The organism is Aquibium oceanicum, assembly GCF_001889605.1.
Classification (GTDB): domain Bacteria; phylum Pseudomonadota; class Alphaproteobacteria; order Rhizobiales; family Rhizobiaceae; genus Aquibium; species Aquibium oceanicum.
This window is the reverse complement of record NZ_CP018171.1, coordinates 4,296,976-4,319,888: the sequence shown is the minus strand read 5'-3', so window position 1 is coordinate 4,319,888 and position 22,913 is coordinate 4,296,976. Positions and strand designations below refer to the sequence as shown.

Below are 22,913 nucleotides of genomic sequence, written 5' to 3'. Positions count from 1 at the left end.
CTGCCGGCCGGTCAGGTCGGCGGCTGGCGCCCGCCCGCTTCCGGTGCATCCACCAGCTTGCGATAGAGATGCCAGGTCGCGTGGCCGAGGATCGGCACCACGACGATAAGCCCCGCCAGCAGCGGCAGCGAGCCGATCGCCAGACCGGCCGCCACGATGAGGCCCCAGAGCAGCATCGGACCCGGGTTGGAGAGCACGGCGCGCGCCGAGGTCTCGATCGCCGCATAGGCGCCGACGTCGCGGTCGAGAAGCAGCGGGAAGGCGATCACCGTCAGAAGCACCACCAGCGCGAACACCAGCCCGACCGCGTTTCCGACGAGGATGAGCGTCCATCCGCGTCCGGTGGAGAACACGTCGCCGACGAAACCGCCGAGAGTTTCCGGCGATGCGTCGCCGTAGAGCGAGGAATAGATGCCCTGCGCCATCAGCACCCATGCCAGAAACAGCGCCAGCAGGAACAAGGCCACCGCCAGGATGGCAGGCATGGCCGGCGAGAACCGCACGTCCAGCGCATGCCGCCACGAGGTGTCGAGCCCGAGCTCGCGCCGCCTGCTGATCTCGTAGAGCCCGATCGCCGCCAGCGGTCCGAGCAGCGTGAAGCCGGTGATCAGCGGATAGATCAGTTCCACGGCGTTGCCGCCCGAACTCCAGGTGATCAGCACGAAACCCATGATCGGATAGATCAGCCCGAGAAAGGCGTAGTGTGACGGCTTCTGGCGAAAATCCTCCAGGCCGCGCGCGAGCGCGTTGAAGACGTCGCGGCTGGTGATGCTGCGCACGTCGAGGCGGGTCGCCGCACCGTGCGCGTCGGCATAGACATGAAATGCAGCCATCAGAGTTCCTCCTGACCAAGATGTCCTGGCCGCGATCCGGAGGCGCTCGTCGCCGAAAGTGGTCACGCCTGTCCGCGACCGTTACGGCATGCATGATAGCGCGGTTTGGACTTTCCGCCACTCACATCGGCGTTTGCGGGATTTGAGAGGCTTTGCGCGCGCTTATCCGGCCGCCGCTGTGGGACGGTCCGGCGCGAACAGGTGGCACCGCACCCCCGCCCGATCCACCTCGAAGACCGGCGGCACCACGGTCTTGCAATGCGGCATGACGAAGGGGCAGCGCGGATGGAAGTGGCAGCCCGGAGGCGGGGTCACCGGGTTCGGGATCTCGCCGGCGATCGCCAGCCGCTCCTTGCCTTCCATCTCGATGTCGGGCACCGCGTCGAGCAGCATGCGCGTGTACGGATGCTTCGGATCGGCGAAGAGTTCGCGCGCCGGCGCCTCCTCGACCAGCCGTCCGAGGTAGAGCACGCCGACACGGGTCGCGACGTGGCGCACGACGGCGAGATTGTGGCTGATGAAGAGATAGGTCAGTCCGAGCCGTTCCTGGAGGTCGCGCAGGAGATTCAACACCTGCGCCTGCACCGAGACGTCCAGCGCCGAAGTCGGTTCGTCGCAGACGATGAAGCGCGGATTGGAGGCCAACGCCCGGGCGATGGCGATGCGCTGCCGCTGTCCGCCGGAAAACTCGTGCGGGAATTTCTGGCCGTCGCGGGGATCGAGCCCGACGAGCGACAAAAGTTCGCCCACGCGCGCGGTACGCTCGCGGGTGTCCGGGATCAGGTCGAAGGCCTTGATCGGCTCCTCGATAATCGCATGGACGCGCCAGCGCGGGTTGAGGCTGGCGAACGGGTCCTGGAAGATCATCTGGATGCGGCGCTGCATGCGCCGCCGCGCGTCGCCCGATCGTTCGCTCCAGACGTCGGTGCCCTCGATCGAGATCGACCCTGCCGATGGCGGCAGCAGCCCCACCATCATCTTGGCGATCGTCGACTTGCCGGAGCCGGATTCGCCGACCAGCGCGTACGTCTCGCCCTCGTTGATGGAAAAGTCGACGCCGTCGACCGCCGTCAGCTTCACGCGGCCGCCGCCCTCGATCAGCCGGTTGAGCAGCGGCTTCGACAGGTCGAAGACGCGCCGCAGCCCCTTCACCTCCACCAGCGGCGATGTCCGCGCCTCCGAGCCGTGGGCTTGCTTTTCGAGCACGCTCATCGCGCCGCCTCCGTCGTGCGCGCGGCGACATGGATGCCGGCCGCCGCTGCACGCTCGGCCGCGTCCGCCGGGGCGCTGCCCGACGCGTCATGGAGATAGCACGAAGCCTCGCTCGCTCCTGCCGGGTAGATGCCCGGTCGCTCCCCGGTGCAGCGGTCGAATACATAGGGGCAGCGCGGATTGAAGGCGCAGCCCGCCGGAATGGCGCCGAGCCTCGGCATCGAGCCGGGGATCTGCGCCAGTTTCTCGTCGGGATCGCCGGCGAGCGAGGGAATCGCCGCCATCAGGCCCTTTGTGTAGGGATGCTGCGGGTTTTTCACCACGTCGCGCACGGGACCGATCTCCGTCAGCCGCCCGGCATAGAGCACGCAGACGCGGTCGGCGGTTTCGGCGATCACGCCCATGTCGTGGGTGATCAGCATCACCGACGCTCCCCGCTCCGCGCAGAGCTTCTTCAGCAGCGCGATGATCTGCGCCTGGACGGAAACGTCGAGCGCCGTCGTCGGCTCGTCGGCGATCACGAGTTCCGGGTCGGCGGCCAGCGCGAGCGCGATGACCACGCGCTGGCGCATGCCGCCGGAGAACTGGTGCGGATAGGCCGAAAGCCGGGCGCCGGCCGCGGGGATGCCGACCTCCTCCAGCAGCCGCTGCGCCTTGTCGCGCGCCGCCCGCTGCGGGATGCGCTCATGCGTCAGGATGGTTTCGACGAGCTGGTCGCCGATGCGATAAAGCGGGTTCAGGCTGGTCAGCGGGTCCTGGAAGATCATGCCGATGCGCCGGCCGCGGATCTGCCGCATCCGGTCCGGCGGCAAATGGTCGATCCGCTCGCCCGCGAGCAGGATCTCGCCGCCCGCGACGCGCGCCGGAGGCTCCAGGAGGCCGATGATGGCCGATCCCGTGATCGACTTGCCGGCGCCGGATTCGCCGACGACGCCGAGCACGTCGCCGGGCGCGATGTCGAAGGACAAATCGTCGATGGCGGTGAGAACGCCCTGGCGGGTCGGGATTTCGACCCTCAGGTTCCGGACGGAGAGGATAGGGGTCATCTGAGCTTCGGGTTCAGCGCGTCGCGCAGCCAGTCGCCGAGCAGGTTCACCGACAAGGCCAGCACCGCAAGGGTTATTCCGGGAAAGATCGTGATCCACCACTCGCCGGAGAACAGGAAGTCGTTGCCGATCCTGATCAGCGTTCCGAGCGAGGGCTGGGTCGGCGGCACGCCCACGCCGAGGAACGACAGCGTCGCCTCGGTGATGATGGCGAGCGCCAGGTTGATGGTCGCGATCACCAGCACCGGCCCGAGCACGTTGGGCAGCACGTGCTTGAACATGATCGTCCAGGGCCTCAGCCCGATCAGCCGGGCGGCCAGCACGTATTCCTTGTTCTTCTCCACCAGCACGGACCCACGCACGGTGCGGGCGTACTGGACCCAGAAGGACAGGCCGATCGACAGCACCAGCACGCCGAAGACGATGTCCTCGTAGGCGCCCGGACCGGCGAGCCCGCGCGCCACGCCGTCGATCAGAAGCGCGGTGAGGATCGCCGGGAAAGTCAGCTGCACGTCGGCGATGCGCATGATGATGGAATCGGTGACGCCGCCGACATAGCCGGCGACCAGCCCGAGCGTGACGCCGATGACCATCGCGAAGATGACGCTGGCGAAGCCGACCGCCAGCGAGATGCGCATGCCGTAAAGGATGGTCGAGAGGATGTCGCGGCCCTGGTCGTCGGTGCCGAGCAGGAAGCGCGGGTCGCCTTCGCCCGTCCAGCTCGGCGGATAGAAGGAATCCATGATCGACAGCGTCGCGGGGTCGAACGGATTGTGCGGGGCGATCAGCGGCGCCAGCAACGCCGAGAGCACCAGCGCGAGCGCCACGATCGCCGATACGATGGTGAGCGGCGAGCGCGTGAACGAGTACCAGACGTCGCTGTCGCGCGCCCTTTCGAGGAAGCCCGGCACGCGCTCCGGCGCGTCGCCGTCGGCCGGTCCGGTTTCGCTCTTGTGATCCGCCACCGTTGCCATCTCAGCCGCGCGCCCCGCCCAGACGGATGCGCGGATCGACGGCGACGTAGAGCATGTCGACGATGAAGTTGATCATCACGAACAGGAAGGCGATTAGGAGCAGATAGGCCGCCATGATCGGGATATCGACGCTCTGCACCGCCTGCAGGAACATCAGCCCCATGCCCGGCCACTGGAAAACGGTCTCGGTGATGATCGCGAAGGCGATGATCGAGCCCACCTGCAGGCCGGTGATGGTGATCACCGGAACCAGCGTGTTCTTCAGCGCATGGCCGAAATTGATGGCACGCCGCGAAAGCCCACGGGCGCGCGCGAACTTGATGTAGTCCGTGCGCAGCACCTCGAGCATCTCGCCGCGCACCAGCCGCATGATCAGCGTCATCTGGAACAGCCCGAGGGTGATCGCCGGCAGGATCAGCGACTGAAGGCCGGATTTCGTCAGGAGCCCCGTTGTCCAGTTGCCGAATATCCTCACCGTGTCGCCGCGCCCGAAGGAAGGAAGCCAGCCGAGGTTCACCGAGACGATGAAGATCAGGAGGATGCCGATCAGGAAGGTCGGCAGCGAGACCCCGATGAGCGAGATCGCAAGGAAGCCGCGCGACACCCACGAAAAGGGATAGAGCCCCGTGAATATGCCCATGGGGATGCCGATCGCCAGGGCGAAGACGGCCGAGACGAAGGACAATTCGAGCGTGGCGGGCAGGCGCGAGGCGATCAGCGAGGCCACCGGCTGCTTGAACTGGTAGGAGATGCCGAAATCGAGCTGCGCGGCCTTCACGATGAAGCGCCCGAACTGCACCAGCACCGGATCGTTCAGCCCCAGCGCCTGGCGCAGCGCCTCGCGCTCGGCGGGCGAGGTGTCGACGCCGACGAGCTGGTTCACCGGGTCGCCGACGAAGCGGAACATGAGGAAGGAGATCAGCGCGACGACCAACATGACGCCGATCGCCTGGACGAGTCGCCGGATGGCGAAAGCAATCATGAATTACCGCCTCTCGCTGGCATTCCTGCGGCCCGCGCGTGATCGCGCGGGCCGTGGGTCGTCTATCGAGGCGTTCAGTTCACCTTTGCCCAGTAGAACAGGACCTGGTTGTCCGGGCGCTGGACGATGTCGATGTTCTTGCGCTTGCCCCAGGCGAGAGACTGCTGGTGCAGCGGGATGTGCGAGGTCTCGTTGGTCATGATCGTGTACGCTTCGTTGATCATGGCATCACGCTTGGCCGTATCGGTCTCGCCGAGGATCTTGGCCGCCAGCGCATCGACCTCGGGATTGCAGTAGCCGCCGAGATTGAACGGCCCGCCCTTGCCGGTCGCGTCGCGGCAGCCGGCGAGGTTGGTCAGCACGTTCCACGAGTCCAGCGAACCGGGCGTCCAGCCGAGCAGGAAGAAGTCGGTGTCGTAGCCGCCGGGCGCCAAAACCTTGGCGAAATACTGCGACTTCGGCTGTGCGTTGAGGTTCACCGTGACGCCGATCTTGGCGAGCATCGACACGGCCGCCTGGCAGATCGCCTCGTCGTTGACGTAGCGGTCGTTCGGGCAGTCCATGGCGACCGTGAAGCCGTCCGGATAGCCGGCGTCCGCAAGCAGCTTCTTGCCCGCTTCTGGATCGAAGGGCCAGCGCTGGAAGTCGCCCGAGCCGGAATAGAGCTCGTTGGCGATCAGCAGCGGCACCGGCGTCGAGAGGTCGCGCATGACGCGGGCCTTGATCGCCTCGATGTCGATCGCCTGGTAGAACGCCTTGCGGACGTTCGGGTCCTTGAACGGGTTCTTGCCCTTCACGTCGGACGTCGCGAGTTCGTCGTCCATCTGGTTGAAGCCGAGATGGATGACGCGCAGTTCCGGTCCGGTCAGCGCCTCGGTGTTCGGGTCGGCGTTGACGCGCGGAATGTCCTGCACGGGCACCGGGTCGATCAGGTCGACGTCGCCGGCCAGGAGTGCGGCCACGCGCGTGCCGTCGGCTGCGATCGGCGTGAAGATCACCTCGGTCAGATTGTGCTCCGGCGTGCCCCACCAGTTCGGGTTCGGCTTGAACACCGTCTTGACGCCCGGCTCGTGGCTCTCGAACATGAAAGGGCCGGTGCCGTTGGCCTTGTAGGCGGCCGGTCCGGGGCTCGTGTCCTTGGCGGAGACGGGAGAAACCGCGCCTTCGGCCTCGGCCCACTCCTTGTCCATCATGTACCAGGTGTCCCACTCGTAGTGCAGGATCGGGTTCGGCGTCTTGAGCTTCACTTCCACCGTGTAGTCGTCGACCTTCACCCATTCCGAATCGGCCGGAATGCGGGTCTTCAGGTCGGAACTCTCGGCGCGCACGCGCTCGGCGGAAAAGATCACGTCATCGGCGTTGAAGTCGTTGCCGTTGGCGAACTTGACGCCTTCGCGCAGCTTGAAGCGCCAGGTCAGCGGATCGACCACCTCCCAGCTCTCGGCGAGCCCGGGGATGATCTGGAGGTCCTTGTCGCGCTTGGTCAGGCCTTCGTAGACGTTGCCGAACATGCCGAGCGAGAAGGTCTCGTTCAGCGTGTAGGGGTCGAGCGCGTTGAGCGTGCCCTGGAAGGCGAAGCGCAGCGTCTCGGCATGCGCGGCGGAGCCCATCAGCAGGCTGGCCGCGGCCGCCGCGATGGCGGTGCGCCGTCCGCGCGCAAATATGTTCTTGATGTGCGATCGGTCGTTCATCGGTTGGTCTCCCATTGCCGGGCATCGGCCGTCTTTTTGTGCGGCCCGTCACGCCTCGAACCCGCACTATTCAGAAAAGCAAAGCCGGGCGCAACCCATTCCGATCATTGGCCATCATTTCGACCGATGCGCGAGGATCAGATGTGCAGCGCATGCCCCAGCGTACGCATCGCGGCCTCCTGGAAGGCCTCGCCCATGGTGGGATGCGCGTGGATCGTCTGCGCGACGTCCTCCAGGCGACCGCCCATCTCGATCACGCTCGCGAAGTATGAGGAGAGCTCCGAAATCTGCGTTCCGACCGCCTGGATGCCGAGCACGACGTTGTCGTCGGCACTCGCCACGATGCGGATGAAGCCGTCGTCGCGCTCCAGCGTCATCGCTCGTCCGTTGGCCTGGAACGGGAAGATGCCGGTGCGCACGTCGTGTCCGGCCTTCTCGGCCTCCTCGGGAGACAGGCCGGCCGAGACGATCTCGGGATCGGTGAAGCAGACCGAGGGGATGCATTGCCGGTCCCAGGCGCGTCGGTGGCCTGCGACGATCTCGGCCACCATTTCGCCCTGCGCCATGGCGCGGTGCGCCAGCATCGGCTCGCCGGTCACGTCGCCGATGGCGTAGACGCCACGCATCGACGTGCGGCAGTGCTCGTCGATCGCGATCGAACGGCCGTCCATCGAAAGGTCGAGTTCCTCGAGCCCCCATCCTTGCGTCGCCGGTTTGCGCCCCACGGTGACCAGCACCTTGTCGGCCTCGACCGTCGCGTCCTTGCCGTCCGCGTCGGTGTAGGCGAGGGCGCGGGAACTGGCGGAGTAACGATCCGCCTTGGCGCCGGTCATCACCGTGACGCCGAGCTTCTCCAGCCGCCGCGCCACCGGCTTCGTCAGCTCGGCGTCGTAGAGCGGCAGGATGCGGTCCATCGCCTCCAGCACCGTCACCTTCGCACCCAGCTTGGCGAAGGCCGTGCCCATCTCCAGCCCGATGTACCCGGCGCCGACCACCGCCAGCCGTTCGGGGATTTCTGCCAGCGCCAGCGCCTCGGTCGAGGAGATCACGTTGTCGCCGAAGGGCAGGCCGGGCAGTTCGACCGACACGGATCCGGTGGCGATCACGATGGTCTCGGCCTCGATCGTCTGCGGTCCGGTCGAGGTCTCGACCACCACCGTCTTGCCGTCGCGGAATTTCGCCCAGCCGTCGACATGCTTGACGTTCGCCTTCTTCAGCAGCCCGGCGACGCCGTTGGTCAGCCGGCGCACGATGCCGTCCTTCCACTCGATGGTCTTGGCAAAATCGATCGCCGGATCGGCGGCGCTGATGCCGAGCGGCGACGACCCGCCGGAGAACTCGCCGAGCTTGTGGAACTCGTCGGCGGCATGGATCAGCGCCTTGGACGGGATGCAGCCGACATTGAGGCACGTGCCGCCCGGCTTCTTTGCCTCCACGATGACGGTGTCGAGCCCGAGCTGCCCGGCGCGGATGGCGCACACGTAGCCCCCTGGTCCGGCACCGATGACGAGGAGCTGGCACTTCATGTCTCTCATGATCTCACTCCTCGATGAAGATCGAGGCGGGCGTCTCCAGCAGCGCTTTCACCCGCTGCACGAACACCGCCGCGTCCCAGCCGTCGACGACCCGGTGGTCGAAGCTCGACGACAGGTTCATCATCTTCTTCGGCACGAACTGCGTCCCGTCCCACATCGGCCGGACCTGCATCTTGTTGACCCCGACGATCGCCACCTCCGGATGGTTGATGACGGGTGTCGTCGCGATGCCGCCGAGCGCGCCGAGGGAGGTGATGGTGATCGTCGATCCCGACAGTTCCTCGCGCGTCGCGGTGCCGTTCTTCGCCGCTTCCGCCAGCCGGCCGATCTCGCCCGCGGCGCCCCAGAGATCGAGCGCCTCGGCGTGCCGCACCACCGGCACGATCAGCCCGTTGCGCGTCTGCGCGGCGATGCCGCAATGCACGCCGCCGAACTGGCGCACCACGCCCGCCTCGTCGTCGTAATGGGCGTTGAGGTTCGGCTGTTCCTTCAGGGCCTTGACCATGGCCATCAACAGGAACGGCAGCAACGTCAGCTTCGGCCGGTCGTCCTTGCGCGACGCGTTGAGGCTGGCGCGCAGTTGTTCCAGCGCGTCCATGTCGATCTCCTCGACATAGGTGATGTGGGCAATGCGCGACTTCGACAGCGCCATCTTCTCGGCGATCTTGCGCCGCAGCCCCACGACTTTCAGTTCCGTGACGCGGCTGTCCGGCATCTTTCCGGAAGGCGCGCCGGGCCGGGCGCCCTGTTCGACGTAGAGGTCGAGATCCTCGTGCGTGATGCGTCCCGCCGGACCGGTTCCCGGCACGAAGCGCAGGTCGATGCCGCGCTCGCGCGCCTTGAGCCGCACCGAGGGCGCCGCCAGCGGCTTCTCGCCTTCCTTGCGCGAATGCGAGGAGAGCGTGCGTTTCGGCTCGGAGGCTTTTTTCGGCGGTGCCTTCGGCTCGGGCGCGGACGCCTCGGCCTCTTCCTCCTCTTCGTCGCTCGAGTCCTCGTCTTTCGGCTTCTCCTTGCTTGCCTCGGGCTTCGCCTCCTTCGCCGGCTTGGCCTTCGGCTGCGCGCCCTTGTCGGCCGACACATTGCCGTCGCCCGAGACTTCGAGCTTCAGCAGCGGCGCGCCGACGGCGATCTGCTCGCCGACCTCGCCGCCGATCCACTCCACCGTGCCTTCGACCGGGGAGGGGATCTCCACCGTCGCCTTGTCGGTCATGACGGCGGCGAGCACCATGTCCTCGGTGACCGGATCGCCGACCTTGACGTGCCATTCCACCAGTTCGGCCTCGGCGATGCCTTCGCCGACGTCGGGCATCTTGATGACGAAGGTTCCCATCTCAGCCCTCCATCACGTCTGTGAGTGCCGCCGCCAGCCGCGCCGGCCCCGGGAAATAGGTCCATTCCTGCGCATGCGGGTAGGGCGTGTCCCAGCCCGCGACCCGTCGGATCGGCGCTTCCAGATGATAGAAGCAGTGCTCCTGCACCAGTGCGGCCAGTTCCGCGCCGAAGCCCGACGTCAGCGTCGCCTCGTGCACGATCACGCAGCGCCCGGTCTTCTTCACCGACGCCACGATCGTTTCGAGGTCGAGAGGATGCAGGGTCCGCAGATCGATCACCTCGGCATCCACGCCGCTCTCCTCGGCCGCCGCTTCCGCGACGTAGACCATCGTGCCGTAGGCCAGCACGGTGACCGCGCTCCCTTCGCGCCGCACCACCGCCTTGCCGAGCGGCACGGTGTAGTGCCCGGCCGGCACCTCGCCCAGCGGGTGCTTCGACCAGGGGATGATCGGCTTGTCGTGGTGGCCGTCGAAGGGGCCGTTGTAGAGCCGCTTCGGCTCCAGGAAGATCACCGGGTTCTCGTCCTCGATGGAGGCGATCAAGAGCCCCTTGGCGTCGTGCGGGTTCGACGGCATGACCACCTTGAGGCCCGAGACGTGCGTGAACAGCGCTTCCGGGCTCTGGCTGTGCGTCTGGCCCCCAAAAATGCCGCCGCCGGTCGGCATGCGCACCGTCAGCGGACAGGTGAAGTCGCCGGCCGAGCGGTGGCGGATGCGCGCGGCTTCCGAGACGATCTGGTCGTAGGCCGGGTAGACGTAGTCGGCGAACTGGATTTCCACGCACGGCCGCAGGCCGTAGGCGGCCATGCCGATCGCCGTGCCGACGATGCCGGCCTCGTTGATCGGGCTGTCGAAGCAGCGGTCCTTGCCGAACTTCTCCTGCAGGCCCTGGGTGCAGCGGAAGACGCCGCCGAAATAGCCGACGTCCTCTCCGAACACCACCACGTTCTCGTCACGCTCCATCGCCACCACATGGGCGTCGCGGATCGCCTCGATCATCGTCATGCGCGGCATGTCAGTACCCCGCTTCCTGCCGCTGACGCCGGAGGTTCGGCGGCATCGTGTCGTACACATCCTCGAAAATGTCGCGCGGCGAGGCCTTCGGTCCGGAGTGCAGCGTGCCGTAGGATTCCGCCTGCTTCTGCGCGGCGAGCACCTCGGCGTCGATCTCGGCCTCGGCCTGCTTGTGGCGCTCCGGCGACCATGCGCCGACGGCGACGAGATGGTTCTTCAGCCGTTCGACGGGATCGCCCAGCGGCCAGGCGTCGGTCTCCTCCTTGGGCCGGTAGGCGGAGGGATCGTCCGAGGTCGAGTGCGCGGCGGCGCGGTAGGTGACGTATTCGACCAGTACCGGCCCGAGGTTCTTGCGCGCCCGCTCGGTCGCCCATTTCGCCACCGCGTGGACGGCGAGGTAGTCGTTGCCGTCGACCCTGAGCGAGGGGATGCCGAAGCCGTGCCCGCGCGCGGCGAAGGTGCCGGAACCGCCCCGCGCAATGCCCTGGAAGGTCGAGATGGCCCACTGGTTGTTGACGATGTTCAGGACCACCGGCGCCTTGTAGGTCGAGGCGAAGACGAGGCCGGCGTGAAAATCGCTCTCGGCGGTCGAGCCGTCGCCGATCCAGGCCGCGGCGATCTTCGTGTCGTGGCGGATCGCCGAGGCCATCGCCCAGCCCACCGCCTGCACGAACTGCGTGGCGAGGTTGCCCGAGATGGTGAAGAAGCCGTGGCTCTTCGACGAATACATCACCGGCAGCTGCCGCCCTTTGATTGGGTCGTGCGTGTTGGAATAGATCTGGTTCATCATGTCGACCATCGGATAGCCGCCGGCGATCAGCAGGCCCTGCTGGCGATAGGTCGGAAAATTCATGTCGCCGTCTTCCATGGCCTTGCGGAAGGCGCAGGCGATCGCCTCCTCGCCCAGGCACTGCATGTAGAACGACGTCTTGCCCTGTCGTTGCGCCATCAGCATGCGCCGGTCGAAGGCGCGCACGCGCATCATGTCCCGCAGGCCCGAAAGTGCTTCCTCCGGCGTCAGCGTGCCCGACCAGGGTCCGACGGCCTCGCCCTTGCGGTTGAGCACGCGGATGATGGAATAGGCCATGTCGCGGATGTCGGCGGGCGCGACGTCGACCGGCGGGCGGTCCACGGTGCCGGCCTTGGGGATCTTCACGTTGGAGAAATCCGGCTTGCCGCCCGGCCTCACCTCGGGTTCCGGAACGTTGAGGCGAAGCGGAGCGGTTTCGGCCATGTCTCGTCTCTCTCCCCAGAGCGCCCGCGCGGGTTGATGCCGCTGCTTCGGGCGATCGCGCCATTCTTCACCTTCCGATAGCGCGGACAAGAGGCAAACGGTTCCCTCGCGAGGATAGCAAGAAGCGATCCGGCGGGGCCGGCCGGCGCGAAATTTTCGCAAAGTGAAGGCGCTTCCGCGCGACTACTTCAGCGCGCGAACCTTGTTCGCGTCGAGGAAACCGAGTTCCCGCCGGTCGCAGGCGAGCGGCACGAAGGAGACGGTGAGCCCCGACGGCCGCAGCGTGCAGAGCCCGAAGGAGGCGCCCGACATAATACGCAAGCCCTTGCGGTAGAGCGGATCGATGAAGGCCTGCAGGCCCATGCCGACGACGACCGGGACGCCATGCCAGATCGACACGCGGTCGTGGTGGATATGGCCGGTCAGGACACCGGCGACATTCCTGCCGCCCACGATCTGCCGAAACCGCTCCGTCTCCGCCACGCTCAGGCTCTCCCAGGCGAAGGGCGATTCCTCGTCGATGCGCGGCGCGTGGTGCATTACGATGATCTTCGGCAGGTCCGGCTCGTTGCGAAGTGCGGCTTCGAGGAATGTGAACTGGGCCTCGCCGACTTCGCCGCTGGTGCGGCCGGGCACGCTGGTGTCCAGCACCACGACATGCACGCCAGCGATCGTCCGCTCGTGGCAGTACCGCGCCTCGGCATCCTGTGTCCGGTCGAGCATGCCGGCGTAGAAGCCCGGGCGGCTGTCATGATTGCCGAGCGCATGGACGACCGGCATCGGCAGCGCTTCGAGCCTCTGCCGGACGATCCGGTAGCTCTCCTCGTCGCCCTTGTCCGTGATGTCGCCGCTGACGACGACGAAATCCGGCGCCGGGTCGATGCCGCGGATCATCTCCAGCGCCGCATCGAGCCGCGCGACCGGTTCGTCGTCTCCCGGCGTCGCGCCGGTCGGGCGCGAGACGTGGATGTCGGTGAGATGGACGAACCGGACGGCGCGCTCAAGCATCGATCAGGCCGCCCGTGCCGTCTTGAGCGTCCGCGCCCGCTCCGCGAGCGAGTTGGTGGCGTCCGCCGTCTCCCGTGCGGAATGCCAGTGTCGCGCCTGGAGTTCGATGTTGGGAAACTCGCACTCGGCGATGATCGTCTCCCGGGGATTGTCGCCCCAGCCGACAGGCAGATGGAGATCGCCGTGGCCGTAGGCGATGCGCTCGCCGTGCGTGTACATCCAGATGTCGTCCTGCCGTCCGAAGCTGTCGTGAACATGCAGGTGCCGTCCCCACGGCGCAAGGGCCCTCGATCTCGTCGAGGAAATCGCCCCGCCGGCCGTCATGGTCGCGCTTCAGGCAGGAGTGGCTGAAGTCGATCGTCGCCATCAGTTGGGATGGCCGATCGCCCCGAGTTCGGCGGCGAGGCGCCTCTGCGACGTGGCATGCGCCTGCGCGTCGAAGCCGGCGAACGGCGCCTCCACGCAGATCACGATCGGATCACCCCGCCGCGATCACCTCGACCTCGACCTTGAACTCCTCGCGCGTGAAGCCGGAAACGATCATCAGCGTCGAAGCGGGCGAGGGCGCCGGGAACAGCCGGTCGCGCACGGCCATGTACGGCTTCATGTGCTCGCGCGCCGTCACGAAGGCGTTGATGCGCACCACGTTTTTCAGCGTCATGCCGGACGCCGCGAGGATCTTTTCCACCGCCCCGAAACAGATCTCCGCCTGCGCTTGCGCGTGTTCGGGAACCTCGTCGTCCGGCGAGATGCCGAGCTGCCCCGAACAAAACACCAGCCGCGCCCCGGCCTCGACCTCGACGGAATGGCTGTAGGCGGCGAACGGGGCCCGCACGCCTTCGGGTGTGAGATGTTTCAGCATGGCCGGTCTCTCGGATCGATGGATCGGGCGTATTCATGCATGGGCCGGGATCGATGTCGACGGGAGGGGCGGGGAAGCCTGCGGTTCAGGTGTCCGTGCGAGCCGCTGCCTGCCGGGCAGCATGAAACAGAATACTATGAATCTGTTTCAGAACTCGAACGTGTGGACAGGGTGAAAAGGAACATCTTCATTTCGCCTTTCCGCTAAAATTTCTCCTTTCCGCCAGATCCGAAATCCTGAATAGCGACGCCAACAATCGAGTCTGGAGAGGGGGCGCCCGGCGAGCCACCAGTGTAGTGCAGGACGATTTGACCAATCGCATTTTTAATCAAGACAAAGACTTTATGCATCTGGTCATGGTTAAGAACCAACTTCGCACCAGGTTCGACCAAGTCCGCCATCTTTTTGAGTTTAGAATGCTCCGTTGCCGTGATAATTCCTTTGGCGTGTATTATCGCCTTTCGAAGGATTCGAAGGTCGCCTAACGCATCTATTTTGATGTCGTTTGGTTCGACCCCACGCACCTTTGCAATGGCAGGCCGAACCTCCTCATCCCAATAGGCGAATATGAAAACGATGATCGACCAGCAAATTTGTTGTTCGTTAAATCCGGCTTCCCTGTTGTCTTTGAGGTAGATAGAGCTTTTGCGGATGCTGGAATGAATGATATCGGGCTGGCTCGGGTCTTCCATGCTGTCCCAAACCACGACTTCCAGCCCGTCCCGCAACTCCTTCCGGGTTGGAAATGCGACCCGCTCCACTTGGCGCTTGATGCGAACCGTGTTCCCTTCGAAGCCATTAAGGCAGTCCATGTAAACTGACGATTGCTTGTTTACGAAGTCGATGAAGCCCCGCAGGATGGGCAGCTCAGCCGTCGCTTTGTCAAAATCGAATTCTGCCATCCATTCGCCTCTGACACTCTACCCGCCGCTAGGACGAAAGTAGCCGAGCGCTAATCCCATTTGAAACAGAATTCTCAATTCCGCTTCACCGCCCACGTCCGCCGTCCGCCCTACAACAGCCCCGCCACCGCGCCCGCGCATTCCCGCAAGCACTCGACTGCCTCGCGCCGGAAATCTTCGTCCGCAAACCTCTCGCGCGGCGCCGAAAGCCCCAGCCCCGCCGTCGTGCCGCTCTGCGTCCGGATCGGCACCGCCAGCCCCGCCACGCCCACCTCGAACTCGCCCTCCACGAAGGCGTATCCGGCCTCGCCTCCGGCCTTCACTTCTCGCGCGATCGCCTCCCGGTCGATCAGCGTCAGCGGCGTGTGGGGCTCGAGCGGCGCCCCCTCGATCGCCTCCCGTGCCGTCTCCGCATCGCTCGCTGCAAGCAGCACGCGGCCGATCGCCGTCGACAGGAGAGGCACGCGGCTGCCGATGGTGAAGCCGATGCGCGCCATGCCGGCCTCGCTGCCCGAGTGCGCGACGTAGACGGCGTCCATGCCGTCGAGCATGGCCATGGAGATCGTCTCGCCGATCCTTTGCGCGAAGGCGCGCATCACGGGCTGGATGGTCTTGCCGAACTGCCGGCCCTGCAGGAAGCCGCCGGCCAGAACGAGGATGCGCGGCGTCAGCGAAAAGGCGCGATCCCGCTGCCGCACGTAGCCCAGATGCACGAGCGTCAGCACCAGCCGCCGCGTCGTGGCGCGGTCGTAGCCGGTCAGCCGTCCGATCTGCGGCAGCGTCAGTTCGGTGCTCTGCGCGTCGAACGCCTTGAGCACCGTCATTCCCTTGGCGAAGGTCAGCGAGATGTCGCGCTCGGCGACGGCGACATGGGCCGTCATGCCGGCTCGCCCCGGCGTCTTGACACGAACCCGGAATGCTTCGTACCGTCTGCACGATAATACATCATCCGTGCGATAATCGCACATCGGCAGTCGGCGTGCAAGCACACGATGCCGCTCCCTCGGCGAGGTTGCGATTTGTGGAGAAGGCTGGAAATCTCTATCTGGAGCACGGGCGGCAAAACCGCCTGTCCTTCCAGCGTTCCTCCAGCGAGCCACCGATGATGCCCATGGCGACCAGTCCCTCGTCCCGCTTCCGCCCGACCGCTTGCGGAGCCGTCCTGTGAGCGCCGGCGCCGTCATCGTCGGAGCCTCGCATGCGGGCGTGCAGGCGGCCGTATCCATGCGCCAGGCTGGCTGGCAGGAGCCGATCCAACTCGTCTCGGCCGAGGACGAACTGCCGTATCACCGCCCGCCGCTGTCGAAGGCGTTTCTGCTCGGCGAGAAGTCCGCGGACCAGATCCAGCTGCGCGCCGAATCCTTCTACGCCGCGCAAGGCATCGAGCTGCATCTCGGCACCCGCGCGCTCGGCGTCGACGCGGCCGAACGCAAGGTCCTCACCACCCGGGGCGAACTGGCCTTCGACAAACTCATCCTCGCCACGGGCGCTCGGGCCCGGCGCCTGCCGCTGCCGGGCGCCGATCTCGACGGCGTTTTCACCCTGCGCGACATGGCCGACGCGCGCCGTCTCAAGCCTGCACTGGATTCCGCCTTGTCGGTCACGGTGATCGGCGGCGGCTTCATCGGGCTGGAAGTCGCGGCGACGGCGGCCAAGAATGGCAAGGCCGTGACGGTGATCGAAATGCTGCCACGGCTTCTGACGCGCTCGGTGCCCGAGACCGTTGCCAAGCATCTCGCCGGCTATCACGCCGCCAAGGGGGCGACGATCCTCTTCGGAAAGCAGATCGAGGCCATCGAGGGAGAGGCCGGCCGCGTCCGCGCGGTGCGGCTCGGCGATGGCGCGCGCATCGAGGCCGATCTCGTGCTGGTCGGCATCGGCGGCGTCGCGGACCTGTCGCTAGCCGAGCCGCTGGGGCTTGCCACCGCTGCCGGCGGCATCCTCGTCGACGAGCACGGCATGACCAGCATTCCCGGCATCTACGCGGTGGGCGACTGCGCGGCGTTCGACAATCCCTATGCCGGCGGCGTGCTGCGGCTGGAATCGGTGCAGAACGCCGTCGACCAGGCCAAGGCCGCCGGCACGCACGCCGCCGGCATGGCCGCCCCGCTGTCGGCCGTGCCCTGGTTCTGGACCGACCAGTACGATTTGAAGGTGCAGATGGCCGGCATCGCCCCGGCGGACGGCGAGCAGGTGCTGCGCGGCGATCCCGAAAGCCACGCCTACAGCGTCTTCCATCTGCGCGATCGCCGCCTCGTGGCGGCCTTCTCCGTCAATCGCGCCGCCGATCACATGGCCGCGCGTCGCCTCATCGCGACCGGCGCGCCGCTCGATCTCGCCCTTGCAGCCGATCCCGCTGTGCCCTTGCTGCGCGCCGCTCCCGAACCGCAACTGCGATCGGCGGCACAATAGCCGTCACGAGCCCCGGAGGACCCCAGCCATGATGAGCCAGGAACAGAACGACCTTCTCACGCGGGTGGGGCCCGGAACCGGCGCCGGCTCGGTGCTGCGGCTCTACTGGCAGCCGGCCGCGCTCTCGGACGAGCTGATGTCGGCGCGGCCCGTCGTGCCGGTGCGGCTGCTCGGCGAAGACCTCGTTCTCTTCCGCGACAACGAGGGCGCGCTCGGCCTCATCGGCCGCCACTGCCCGCACCGCGGGGCCGATCTCTGCTACGGGCGGCGCGAGGACAATGGCCTGCGCTGCCCCTTCCACGGCTGGCACTTCGACCGCACCGGCCAGTGCGTCGAACAACCGGGCGAGCCGGAAGGCAGCCGCATGCACGAGAACATCCGCGCCGTCTCCTATCCCGTGGTCGAGAAGAACGGCATCGTCTTCGCCTACATGGGCCCCGGCGACCCGCCGCCATTCCCGGCGCTCGACTGCTTCGCCGCGCCCGACAGCCACGTCTTCGCCTTCAAGGGCCTGTGGGAGTGCAACTGGCTGCAGGCGATGGAGGTCGGCATCGATCCCGCGCATGCCTCCTTCCTGCACCGCTTCCTGCAGGACGAGGATCCGTCGGAAGGCTATGGCAAGCAGTTCCGCGACAAGGCCGGCAACACGGAGATGCCGATGACGCAGCTCCTGCGCGAATATCCGCGCCCCGACATCCGCGTCGAGGAGACCGATTTCGGGCTGCGGCTGATCTCGCTTCGCCACATGAAGGACGGGCGCAGCCACGTGCGCGTCACCAACCAGATCTTTCCGGAGGCGATCTGCATCCCGATGTCCAACGAGATGACGATCACCCAGTGGCACGTGCCCGTCGACGACGAGACCTGCTACTGGTACTCCATGTTCACGAGCTTCGGCAAACCGGTGAACAAGACACTGATGCGCGAGCAACGCATGAAGGAACACCGCCTGCCGGACTACGCGCCGCTCAAGAACAAGCGCAACAACTACGGCTACAATCCCGACGAGCAGGAGAGCCTGACCTATACGGGCATGGGGCTCGACATCAACGTGCACGACCAGTGGGCGGTGGAATCCATGGGCCGCATCCAGGACCGCACCGACGAGCATCTCGGCCGCACCGACGTCGCCATCATGAAAAACCGCCGCAAGCTGCTGGCGGCGATCAAAAGCGTGAAGGAAGGCGATCTGTCCACCTTGCCGATGCGCGGCGATGCGCCCGAGGTGGAAGCGGTACGCGGCCCCGTCTCCATCGACGCCATGGGCCCGACCGACGCCTGGGAAGACCTCTGGCCGCAAGCCGACCGCACCCGCCGCGCGGCGTGCGAATGGCCGGCGGCGCTGTAGCGGCAGCCGCATCGTACCGGAAATCTTTCGATCATGAACGCGTTCGGCTTCACCCCCCTCTGCCCTGACGGGCATCTCCCCCTCAAGGGGGGAGATCACTTGCCGCTGCGATCTCCGCCGTCCTCGGATGTTGCAGAACGGGCCTGGACAGCGAAGCCGCTGATCTCCCCCCTGGAGGGGGAGATCCCCGACAGGGCAGAGGGGGGGACCTCGGAGCGCCCAATTCTACGGCGGTTTCGCGCAAATCCCCGTCCGGAGCCCCGCGCATGAACGCTGGACAAGTGACGGGCGGCTTCACATCCGCCCACGCCCTTCTTTCCGACGACCAGCTCCGCCTCGCCGAGGACGTCATCGCCCGCGTTGCCTCGGAAAACCTCGAGACCATCCGCATCCTCTTTGCCGATCAGCACGGCGTCCTGCGTGGCAAGACCGTGGTTGCCTCCGGCCTCGCCTCGGCCTTCCGCAACGGCGTGGCGGTCACCTCGACGCTGCTCCTGAAGGACACCTCGCACCGGACCGCTTTTCCGGTCTGGAGCGGCGACATCGGGTTCGGCGACGGCATGCTCACCGGGGCCAGCGACATCCTCATGGTGCCGGACCCGGCGACCTTCCGCGTCCTGCCCTGGTCGCCGCATTCAGGTTGGCTGCTCTGCGACCTCTTCCACAAGGACGGCGCGCCGATCCCCATCTCCTCCCGCGCCATCCTGCGCAAGGCGATCGACCGTCTCGCCGCCACGGGCAGGCGCCTGGTCTGCGGCCTCGAGGTGGAGTTCCACGTCTACCGCCTCGCCGATCCGAGGCTCGCGCATACCGATGGCGGCATGCCGGCTTCGCCGCCCGAGACGAGCCTGCTTTCGCATGGCTACCAGCTCCTCACCGACGCCCGCTACGACGCGCTGGAGGAGGTGATGGACGATCTGCGCCGCGCCTGCCAGCAGCTCGGCCCGCCCGTGCGCTCCATGGAGGCCGAGTTCGGCCCCAGCCAGTGCGAGTTCACCTTCGAGCCGGACGCGCCGATGGCGCATGCCGACGCCATGATGCTGTTCCGTTCGCTGGTGAAGCAGGTCTGCGCGCGAAAAGGCTTGCACGCCACCTTCATGTGCCGGCCGAAGGTCGACAACGGCATGGCGAGCGGTTGGCACCTGCACCAGTCGGTGGTGGATGCGGCGACCGGCGCAAACCTCTTCATGCCGCACGCCGACGGCACGCTGTCGGACACCGCGAGCGGCTGGATTGCCGGCCTGCTCGACCACGCCGCCGAGACGTGTCTTCTGACCACGCCGACGGTCAACGGCTACAAGCGCTACCAGCCGTTCCAGCTCGCGCCCGACCGCATCCAGTGGGGCCGCGACAACAAGGGCGCCATGATCCGCGGCCTGATGGAGCCGGGCGATCGCGCCAGCCGCATCGAGAACCGCGTCGCCGAGCCGGCCGCCAACCCCTACCTCTACTTCGCCTCGCAGATCCTTTGCGGCCTCGACGGCATCGAGCGCGGGCTCTCCGCCCCGCCGCCGGTCGAGAGCCCCTACGAAAGCGCCGCCGCCCTCCTGCCGAAGAGCCTGATCGCCGCCATCGAACGCTTCGAAATGAGCGAATTCTACAAGGACAGGCTCGGCCCCGACACCGTCGCCTGGCTCACCCGCATCAAGCGCGCCGAATGGGACCGCTATCTCATGACGGTCTCGGAATGGGAGCAGCGGGAGTATTTTTCGCTGTTTTGAGGGGGGCGGACGCTCCGGTATCCGCAATTCCACTGGTGCTCTACCCGAAGGGATGCTGGATGAAGCAGAATTGAGAGTTCTGTTTTTGACTGGTACGCCAGTGAACGAGGGTAACTTGTCCCGTCTCTGGGGAGAGGCGGCGTCCATCGGTCGCCCCTCCCTTGGGTGCTGGGTCAAGCTTCCGCCGGCGTCATGATGGTCATACCCCACTTCTCGGCCACTTGCACGACGCGAGCCACGTCTGGGGGGCCGTCCATCGGTGCTGGCTGAGTCCGGTCGTCGGTGACCTGTGCGCCAAGCTCAGTAAAGAAGCCTTCGTGCATGTGGCCGGGCGCGTTGACGATCAGGACGCGAGCGGGTGCCGGCCCCACGGCCGAAAAAGCATGCACTGCCCCGTCGGGAACCCGGACGCTCTCGCCAGCCCTGCCTCGAATGGCTTTGCCCTCGACCATGAACTCCAGTTCGCCATCCATAATGAAAAAAGTCTCTGTTTCGCCGGCGTGACTGTTCGGCGGAGCGCCCAGACCCGGAGGAACAACGCATTCGACAAGGCAATACTTGTCAGACACCTCGGCTGGGAATGCGTGGAACGTCATCAGGATGCCGAGCGCTTCGTAGCGGCGGGGCCGCGCAGTCGAGTCTCGTGCGGGATCGGCCATGGTTCTCTCCTTGAACATGTTGACAATACCTGCTCATAATACACATGTATCGTTACGAGACAATAGTCTCATTACCGGAGATGCCTTCGTGTCATTCGAACGCCATGCGCAAAAATCACGCACCCGCGAAGCGCTTCTCGCGACCGCACGACGCCTCCTGTCTGAAAAGGCGACTTTGACGATCCCTGCCGTTGCGAAGGCCGCGAACATCTCTCGGGCGACAGCCTACAGGTACTTCTCAGACCCTTCCGTGCTGGCCGCCGAGGCTGGACTTGACGTTAGTGTCATCCCTTACGAAGACATCGTTCGGGATTGCTTCAGCACGCAGGCGCGGGTGCGCGCCGTTGCGTTGTTCTTTTTCGACCAAGCCATCGAGCACGAGGCCGAATTTCGGAGTTTCCTGTCACGGTGGCTGGAAAGTTGGCGGTTGGACCATCAGGCGCCCACTCGCGGCGGGCGTCGCATCACCATGTTTCGTTCCGCCTTGCAGGAAGTGCGTCACAAGATCGGGGATGAGGCGTGCGAACGGCTCGTGCGAGAATTGTCAGTGGCGACCGGCACCGAGGCCATGATTGCCCTGCTTGATGTAGCTCAGGCAGATCCCGCGACTGCGCGCGCGACCATCGCGCATATGGTGGAAACACTTGTCGTCGGCACACTCGGGACCGCGGAAGACTTTGAACCCGGGTCCGATTTGATGAAACACGACCCAAGCGGATTGTGATGCAAAAAAGCAGATGAGGCTTGTCAGCGCAGAGTGAAACAGAAGTGTGAATTCTGCTTCATTCAGGCGGATGGACACGTTTGAAAATGTCTTCGAGAACCCAAATATTGGCTTGATATTCATCATTCCTAGGCACCGCGACACTCTACGGGCGAGTGGAAAGGGTACGGTTCTCGCGCAGGACTTCGCGGTCAATGGTCGTCCGGCTGAACTCGTCCTTCTGCCACGAGTCGAGAGGGTGATGTGCCATTGCCCAAAGGCTTTCGTTCGGGGAAAAGTGTGGCAGCCAGACGCATGGCCGGATACGTCAGACGTCCCAACCCTCGCACACATATTCCTTTCGCATGGGGCTATGACCGAAGCGATAGAAGAGGTCGAGGCTGGCGTACGAGAAGACCGTGGGACCGGGCTCTATTGAGAGACTATTTTCCGTTTGCCGAAATCGGGCAGAATGGCCGGGTTCTATCTCTGGCGTTCGATTCTGAAGCAGAATCTCTAATCACGTTTCAGTTTTCATCTACACCGCGACTGCAACAGTCACCACAGCGGGGATCGGAACGTTCCATGAAGGTCCTTCCCCGTGTTTTTCCAGCACCTTGGCGATCACCGCCGCTCGGATGGCCGCTGCGTTTTCTGGGGGCTGAGGTCGTAACAACGCACCGCCCCTTGCCGTGCCATTGCGGAAGAAATCATAAGGCGCGCCGGGATCACTTATCTGCCACCCTGAGGCGACCGTAAATTGGCGGCAGTCCGCGAATCCGGCTGCCTCCAGAACCGCAAATGCCAGAACTGGATCGGCATAGTCATTCGCACCGGGCCCCGGCGGCAATGCAATGTCGGAGGCACCGTATCGACCAATTGCACCAAAAACATAGCCAAGGGCAGTATCCACGTCCGGCCCACACCACACCGAAAACGCTAGTCGTCCACCGGACCGCAGAACACGGCGCGCTTCTGCCACGACTCTTGGAGGGTCAGGCACATGCGGCATCCCAAAGCCGATTGTAATGGCATCAAAAGACTCATTGTCAAAATCCAAGGCCATGGCATCGCCTTCAACAAACCGGGCCTCCGGGACAGCAACGCGTGCCATGTCAAGCATGGCAGGTGAGAAATCGAGGCCAGTAGTTTGGGCGCCGGCTTTGACCAGTCCGGAGGTCACGTTGCCGTGTCCGCAGCACAGGTCGAGGGCTTTGATGCCGGGTTTAGCCTCGACAGCTTTAACCAAGTACGGCACCACCATATCCGCCGCTTTCGCAAAGACCCGAGCGTAGGAATGCGCAACTCTAGCATCAGCCCATTCACGCCTTTCCAACGCTGCGAAGGTGTCGGGTTCCTGCATTTTGGGCAATGTTTCGTCTCCTCGTTGCACGGCGAAGTCGGAGTTTCGAAGAGACCTTTTTTCAACTTCAAACGTCCGGGTGG

21 protein-coding genes are annotated in these 22,913 nt (G+C 65.5%); 4 read left to right on the top strand and 17 right to left on the bottom strand.

Annotation, left to right across the window (positions count from 1 at the left end):
• Window positions 1–11 precede the first annotated feature (11 nt).
• The 15 genes from BSQ44_RS21080 to BSQ44_RS21010 all read right to left on the bottom strand — a co-directional run bounded on the left by BSQ44_RS21080 (window position 12) and on the right by BSQ44_RS21010 (window position 15,505).
• Window positions 12–833 carry a DUF2189 domain-containing protein gene (locus tag BSQ44_RS21080; protein ID WP_072607055.1) on the bottom strand — a complete coding sequence of 274 codons (822 nt, stop codon included), beginning with the start codon at window positions 831–833 and terminating at the stop codon, window positions 12–14.
• 162 nt (window positions 834–995) lie between these two features.
• Window positions 996–2,045 carry an ABC transporter ATP-binding protein gene (locus BSQ44_RS21075; RefSeq protein ID WP_072607054.1) on the bottom strand — a complete coding sequence of 350 codons (1,050 nt, stop codon included), beginning with the start codon at window positions 2,043–2,045 and terminating at the stop codon, window positions 996–998.
• Window positions 2,042–3,091 carry an ABC transporter ATP-binding protein gene (locus BSQ44_RS21070; protein ID WP_072607053.1) on the bottom strand — a complete coding sequence of 350 codons (1,050 nt, stop codon included), beginning with the start codon at window positions 3,089–3,091 and terminating at the stop codon, window positions 2,042–2,044. The genes BSQ44_RS21075 and BSQ44_RS21070 overlap by 4 nt, the downstream gene beginning before the upstream one ends.
• Window positions 3,088–4,065 (bottom strand): ABC transporter permease, encoded by a 978-nt coding sequence (locus tag BSQ44_RS21065; protein WP_083534857.1) that lies wholly within the window; start codon window positions 4,063–4,065, stop codon window positions 3,088–3,090. Before BSQ44_RS21065 ends, BSQ44_RS21070 begins: the two co-directional genes overlap by 4 nt.
• Window position 4,066: 1 nt before the next feature.
• The gene (locus BSQ44_RS21060) at window positions 4,067–5,047 is read right to left on the bottom strand and encodes an ABC transporter permease (protein ID WP_072607052.1); all 981 of its coding nucleotides are present in this window, start codon (window positions 5,045–5,047) and stop codon (window positions 4,067–4,069) included.
• 74 nt (window positions 5,048–5,121) lie between these two features.
• Complete coding sequence (locus tag BSQ44_RS21055) at window positions 5,122–6,738, bottom strand: ABC transporter substrate-binding protein (protein WP_072607051.1); 1,617 nt, start codon at window positions 6,736–6,738, stop codon at window positions 5,122–5,124.
• Between the two features lie 137 nt (window positions 6,739–6,875).
• Window positions 6,876–8,273, bottom strand: a complete 1,398-nt coding sequence (lpdA, locus tag BSQ44_RS21050; RefSeq protein ID WP_072607050.1) for a dihydrolipoyl dehydrogenase — start codon at window positions 8,271–8,273, stop codon at window positions 6,876–6,878.
• A gap of 4 nt (window positions 8,274–8,277) precedes the next feature.
• Window positions 8,278–9,603, bottom strand: coding sequence for a dihydrolipoamide acetyltransferase family protein (locus BSQ44_RS21045; protein ID WP_072607049.1), 1,326 nt, complete (start codon window positions 9,601–9,603; stop codon window positions 8,278–8,280).
• A 1-nt stretch (window position 9,604) separates the two neighbouring features.
• A complete protein-coding gene (locus BSQ44_RS21040; RefSeq protein WP_072607048.1) occupies window positions 9,605–10,618 on the bottom strand; it encodes an alpha-ketoacid dehydrogenase subunit beta in 1,014 nt (337 codons plus the stop codon).
• A 1-nt stretch (window position 10,619) separates the two neighbouring features.
• Window positions 10,620–11,852, bottom strand: a complete 1,233-nt coding sequence (locus BSQ44_RS21035) for a 3-methyl-2-oxobutanoate dehydrogenase (2-methylpropanoyl-transferring) subunit alpha (RefSeq protein WP_072607047.1) — start codon at window positions 11,850–11,852, stop codon at window positions 10,620–10,622.
• 183 nt (window positions 11,853–12,035) lie between these two features.
• Window positions 12,036–12,860 carry a metallophosphoesterase family protein gene (locus BSQ44_RS21030; RefSeq protein WP_072607046.1) on the bottom strand — a complete coding sequence of 275 codons (825 nt, stop codon included), beginning with the start codon at window positions 12,858–12,860 and terminating at the stop codon, window positions 12,036–12,038.
• Window positions 12,861–12,863: 3 nt separating this feature from the next.
• Window positions 12,864–13,184, bottom strand: coding sequence for a hypothetical protein (locus BSQ44_RS21025; RefSeq protein WP_072607045.1), 321 nt, complete (start codon window positions 13,182–13,184; stop codon window positions 12,864–12,866).
• 154 nt (window positions 13,185–13,338) lie between these two features.
• Window positions 13,339–13,722, bottom strand: coding sequence for a RidA family protein (locus BSQ44_RS21020; protein ID WP_072607044.1), 384 nt, complete (start codon window positions 13,720–13,722; stop codon window positions 13,339–13,341).
• Between the two features lie 203 nt (window positions 13,723–13,925).
• Window positions 13,926–14,624, bottom strand: coding sequence for a hypothetical protein (locus BSQ44_RS21015; protein ID WP_072607043.1), 699 nt, complete (start codon window positions 14,622–14,624; stop codon window positions 13,926–13,928).
• A gap of 110 nt (window positions 14,625–14,734) precedes the next feature.
• Window positions 14,735–15,505: an IclR family transcriptional regulator domain-containing protein gene (locus tag BSQ44_RS21010; protein ID WP_072607042.1), complete on the bottom strand. Its 771-nt coding sequence runs from the start codon at window positions 15,503–15,505 to the stop codon at window positions 14,735–14,737.
• A 283-nt stretch (window positions 15,506–15,788) separates the two neighbouring features.
• Between BSQ44_RS21010 and BSQ44_RS21005 the strand changes: the two genes are divergently transcribed.
• The 3 genes from BSQ44_RS21005 to BSQ44_RS20990 all read left to right on the top strand — a co-directional run bounded on the left by BSQ44_RS21005 (window position 15,789) and on the right by BSQ44_RS20990 (window position 20,105).
• On the top strand, window positions 15,789–17,036 hold the full coding sequence (locus BSQ44_RS21005; RefSeq protein WP_072607041.1) for an NAD(P)/FAD-dependent oxidoreductase: 1,248 nt from the start codon (window positions 15,789–15,791) through the stop codon (window positions 17,034–17,036).
• 28 nt (window positions 17,037–17,064) lie between these two features.
• The gene (locus BSQ44_RS21000; protein ID WP_072607040.1) at window positions 17,065–18,384 is read left to right on the top strand and encodes an aromatic ring-hydroxylating dioxygenase subunit alpha; all 1,320 of its coding nucleotides are present in this window, start codon (window positions 17,065–17,067) and stop codon (window positions 18,382–18,384) included.
• 266 nt (window positions 18,385–18,650) lie between these two features.
• Entirely contained in the window at window positions 18,651–20,105 is a 1,455-nt protein-coding gene (locus BSQ44_RS20990; RefSeq protein WP_072607038.1) for a glutamine synthetase family protein, read from the top strand.
• Window positions 20,106–20,278: 173 nt separating this feature from the next.
• On the opposite strand, the gene BSQ44_RS20985 is transcribed toward BSQ44_RS20990, so the two are convergent.
• Window positions 20,279–20,764, bottom strand: coding sequence for a cupin domain-containing protein (locus BSQ44_RS20985; protein WP_072607037.1), 486 nt, complete (start codon window positions 20,762–20,764; stop codon window positions 20,279–20,281).
• Between the two features lie 88 nt (window positions 20,765–20,852).
• Here BSQ44_RS20985 and BSQ44_RS20980 point away from each other — a divergent pair, with 88 nt between their 5' ends.
• The gene (locus tag BSQ44_RS20980; RefSeq protein ID WP_072607036.1) at window positions 20,853–21,488 is read left to right on the top strand and encodes a TetR/AcrR family transcriptional regulator; all 636 of its coding nucleotides are present in this window, start codon (window positions 20,853–20,855) and stop codon (window positions 21,486–21,488) included.
• Between the two features lie 517 nt (window positions 21,489–22,005).
• On the opposite strand, the gene BSQ44_RS20975 is transcribed toward BSQ44_RS20980, so the two are convergent.
• A complete protein-coding gene (locus BSQ44_RS20975) occupies window positions 22,006–22,830 on the bottom strand; it encodes a class I SAM-dependent methyltransferase (protein WP_072607035.1) in 825 nt (274 codons plus the stop codon).
• Window positions 22,831–22,913: the final 83 nt, after the last annotated feature.

Bases quoted from the DNA above. Each gene is read 5' to 3' on its own strand.
- BSQ44_RS21080 (WP_072607055.1), bottom strand. From the start codon at position 833: ATGGCTGCATTTCATGTCTATGCCGACGCGCACGGTGCGGCGACCCGC.
- BSQ44_RS21075 (WP_072607054.1), bottom strand. From the start codon at position 2,045: ATGAGCGTGCTCGAAAAGCAAGCCCACGGCTCGGAGGCGCGGACATCG.
- BSQ44_RS21070 (WP_072607053.1), bottom strand. From the start codon at position 3,091: ATGACCCCTATCCTCTCCGTCCGGAACCTGAGGGTCGAAATCCCGACC.
- BSQ44_RS21065 (WP_083534857.1), bottom strand. From the start codon at position 4,065: ATGGCAACGGTGGCGGATCACAAGAGCGAAACCGGACCGGCCGACGGC.
- BSQ44_RS21060 (WP_072607052.1), bottom strand. From the start codon at position 5,047: ATGATTGCTTTCGCCATCCGGCGACTCGTCCAGGCGATCGGCGTCATG.
- BSQ44_RS21055 (WP_072607051.1), bottom strand. From the start codon at position 6,738: ATGAACGACCGATCGCACATCAAGAACATATTTGCGCGCGGACGGCGC.
- lpdA (WP_072607050.1), bottom strand. From the start codon at position 8,273: ATGAGAGACATGAAGTGCCAGCTCCTCGTCATCGGTGCCGGACCAGGG.
- BSQ44_RS21045 (WP_072607049.1), bottom strand. From the start codon at position 9,603: ATGGGAACCTTCGTCATCAAGATGCCCGACGTCGGCGAAGGCATCGCC.
- BSQ44_RS21040 (WP_072607048.1), bottom strand. From the start codon at position 10,618: ATGCCGCGCATGACGATGATCGAGGCGATCCGCGACGCCCATGTGGTG.
- BSQ44_RS21035 (WP_072607047.1), bottom strand. From the start codon at position 11,852: ATGGCCGAAACCGCTCCGCTTCGCCTCAACGTTCCGGAACCCGAGGTG.
- BSQ44_RS21030 (WP_072607046.1), bottom strand. From the start codon at position 12,860: ATGCTTGAGCGCGCCGTCCGGTTCGTCCATCTCACCGACATCCACGTC.
- BSQ44_RS21025 (WP_072607045.1), bottom strand. From the start codon at position 13,184: ATGACGGCCGGCGGGGCGATTTCCTCGACGAGATCGAGGGCCCTTGCG.
- BSQ44_RS21020 (WP_072607044.1), bottom strand. From the start codon at position 13,722: ATGCTGAAACATCTCACACCCGAAGGCGTGCGGGCCCCGTTCGCCGCC.
- BSQ44_RS21015 (WP_072607043.1), bottom strand. From the start codon at position 14,624: ATGGCAGAATTCGATTTTGACAAAGCGACGGCTGAGCTGCCCATCCTG.
- BSQ44_RS21010 (WP_072607042.1), bottom strand. From the start codon at position 15,505: ATGACGGCCCATGTCGCCGTCGCCGAGCGCGACATCTCGCTGACCTTC.
- BSQ44_RS21000 (WP_072607040.1), top strand. From the start codon at position 17,065: ATGATGAGCCAGGAACAGAACGACCTTCTCACGCGGGTGGGGCCCGGA.
- BSQ44_RS20990 (WP_072607038.1), top strand. From the start codon at position 18,651: ATGAACGCTGGACAAGTGACGGGCGGCTTCACATCCGCCCACGCCCTT.
- BSQ44_RS20985 (WP_072607037.1), bottom strand. From the start codon at position 20,764: ATGGCCGATCCCGCACGAGACTCGACTGCGCGGCCCCGCCGCTACGAA.
- BSQ44_RS20975 (WP_072607035.1), bottom strand. From the start codon at position 22,830: ATGCAGGAACCCGACACCTTCGCAGCGTTGGAAAGGCGTGAATGGGCT.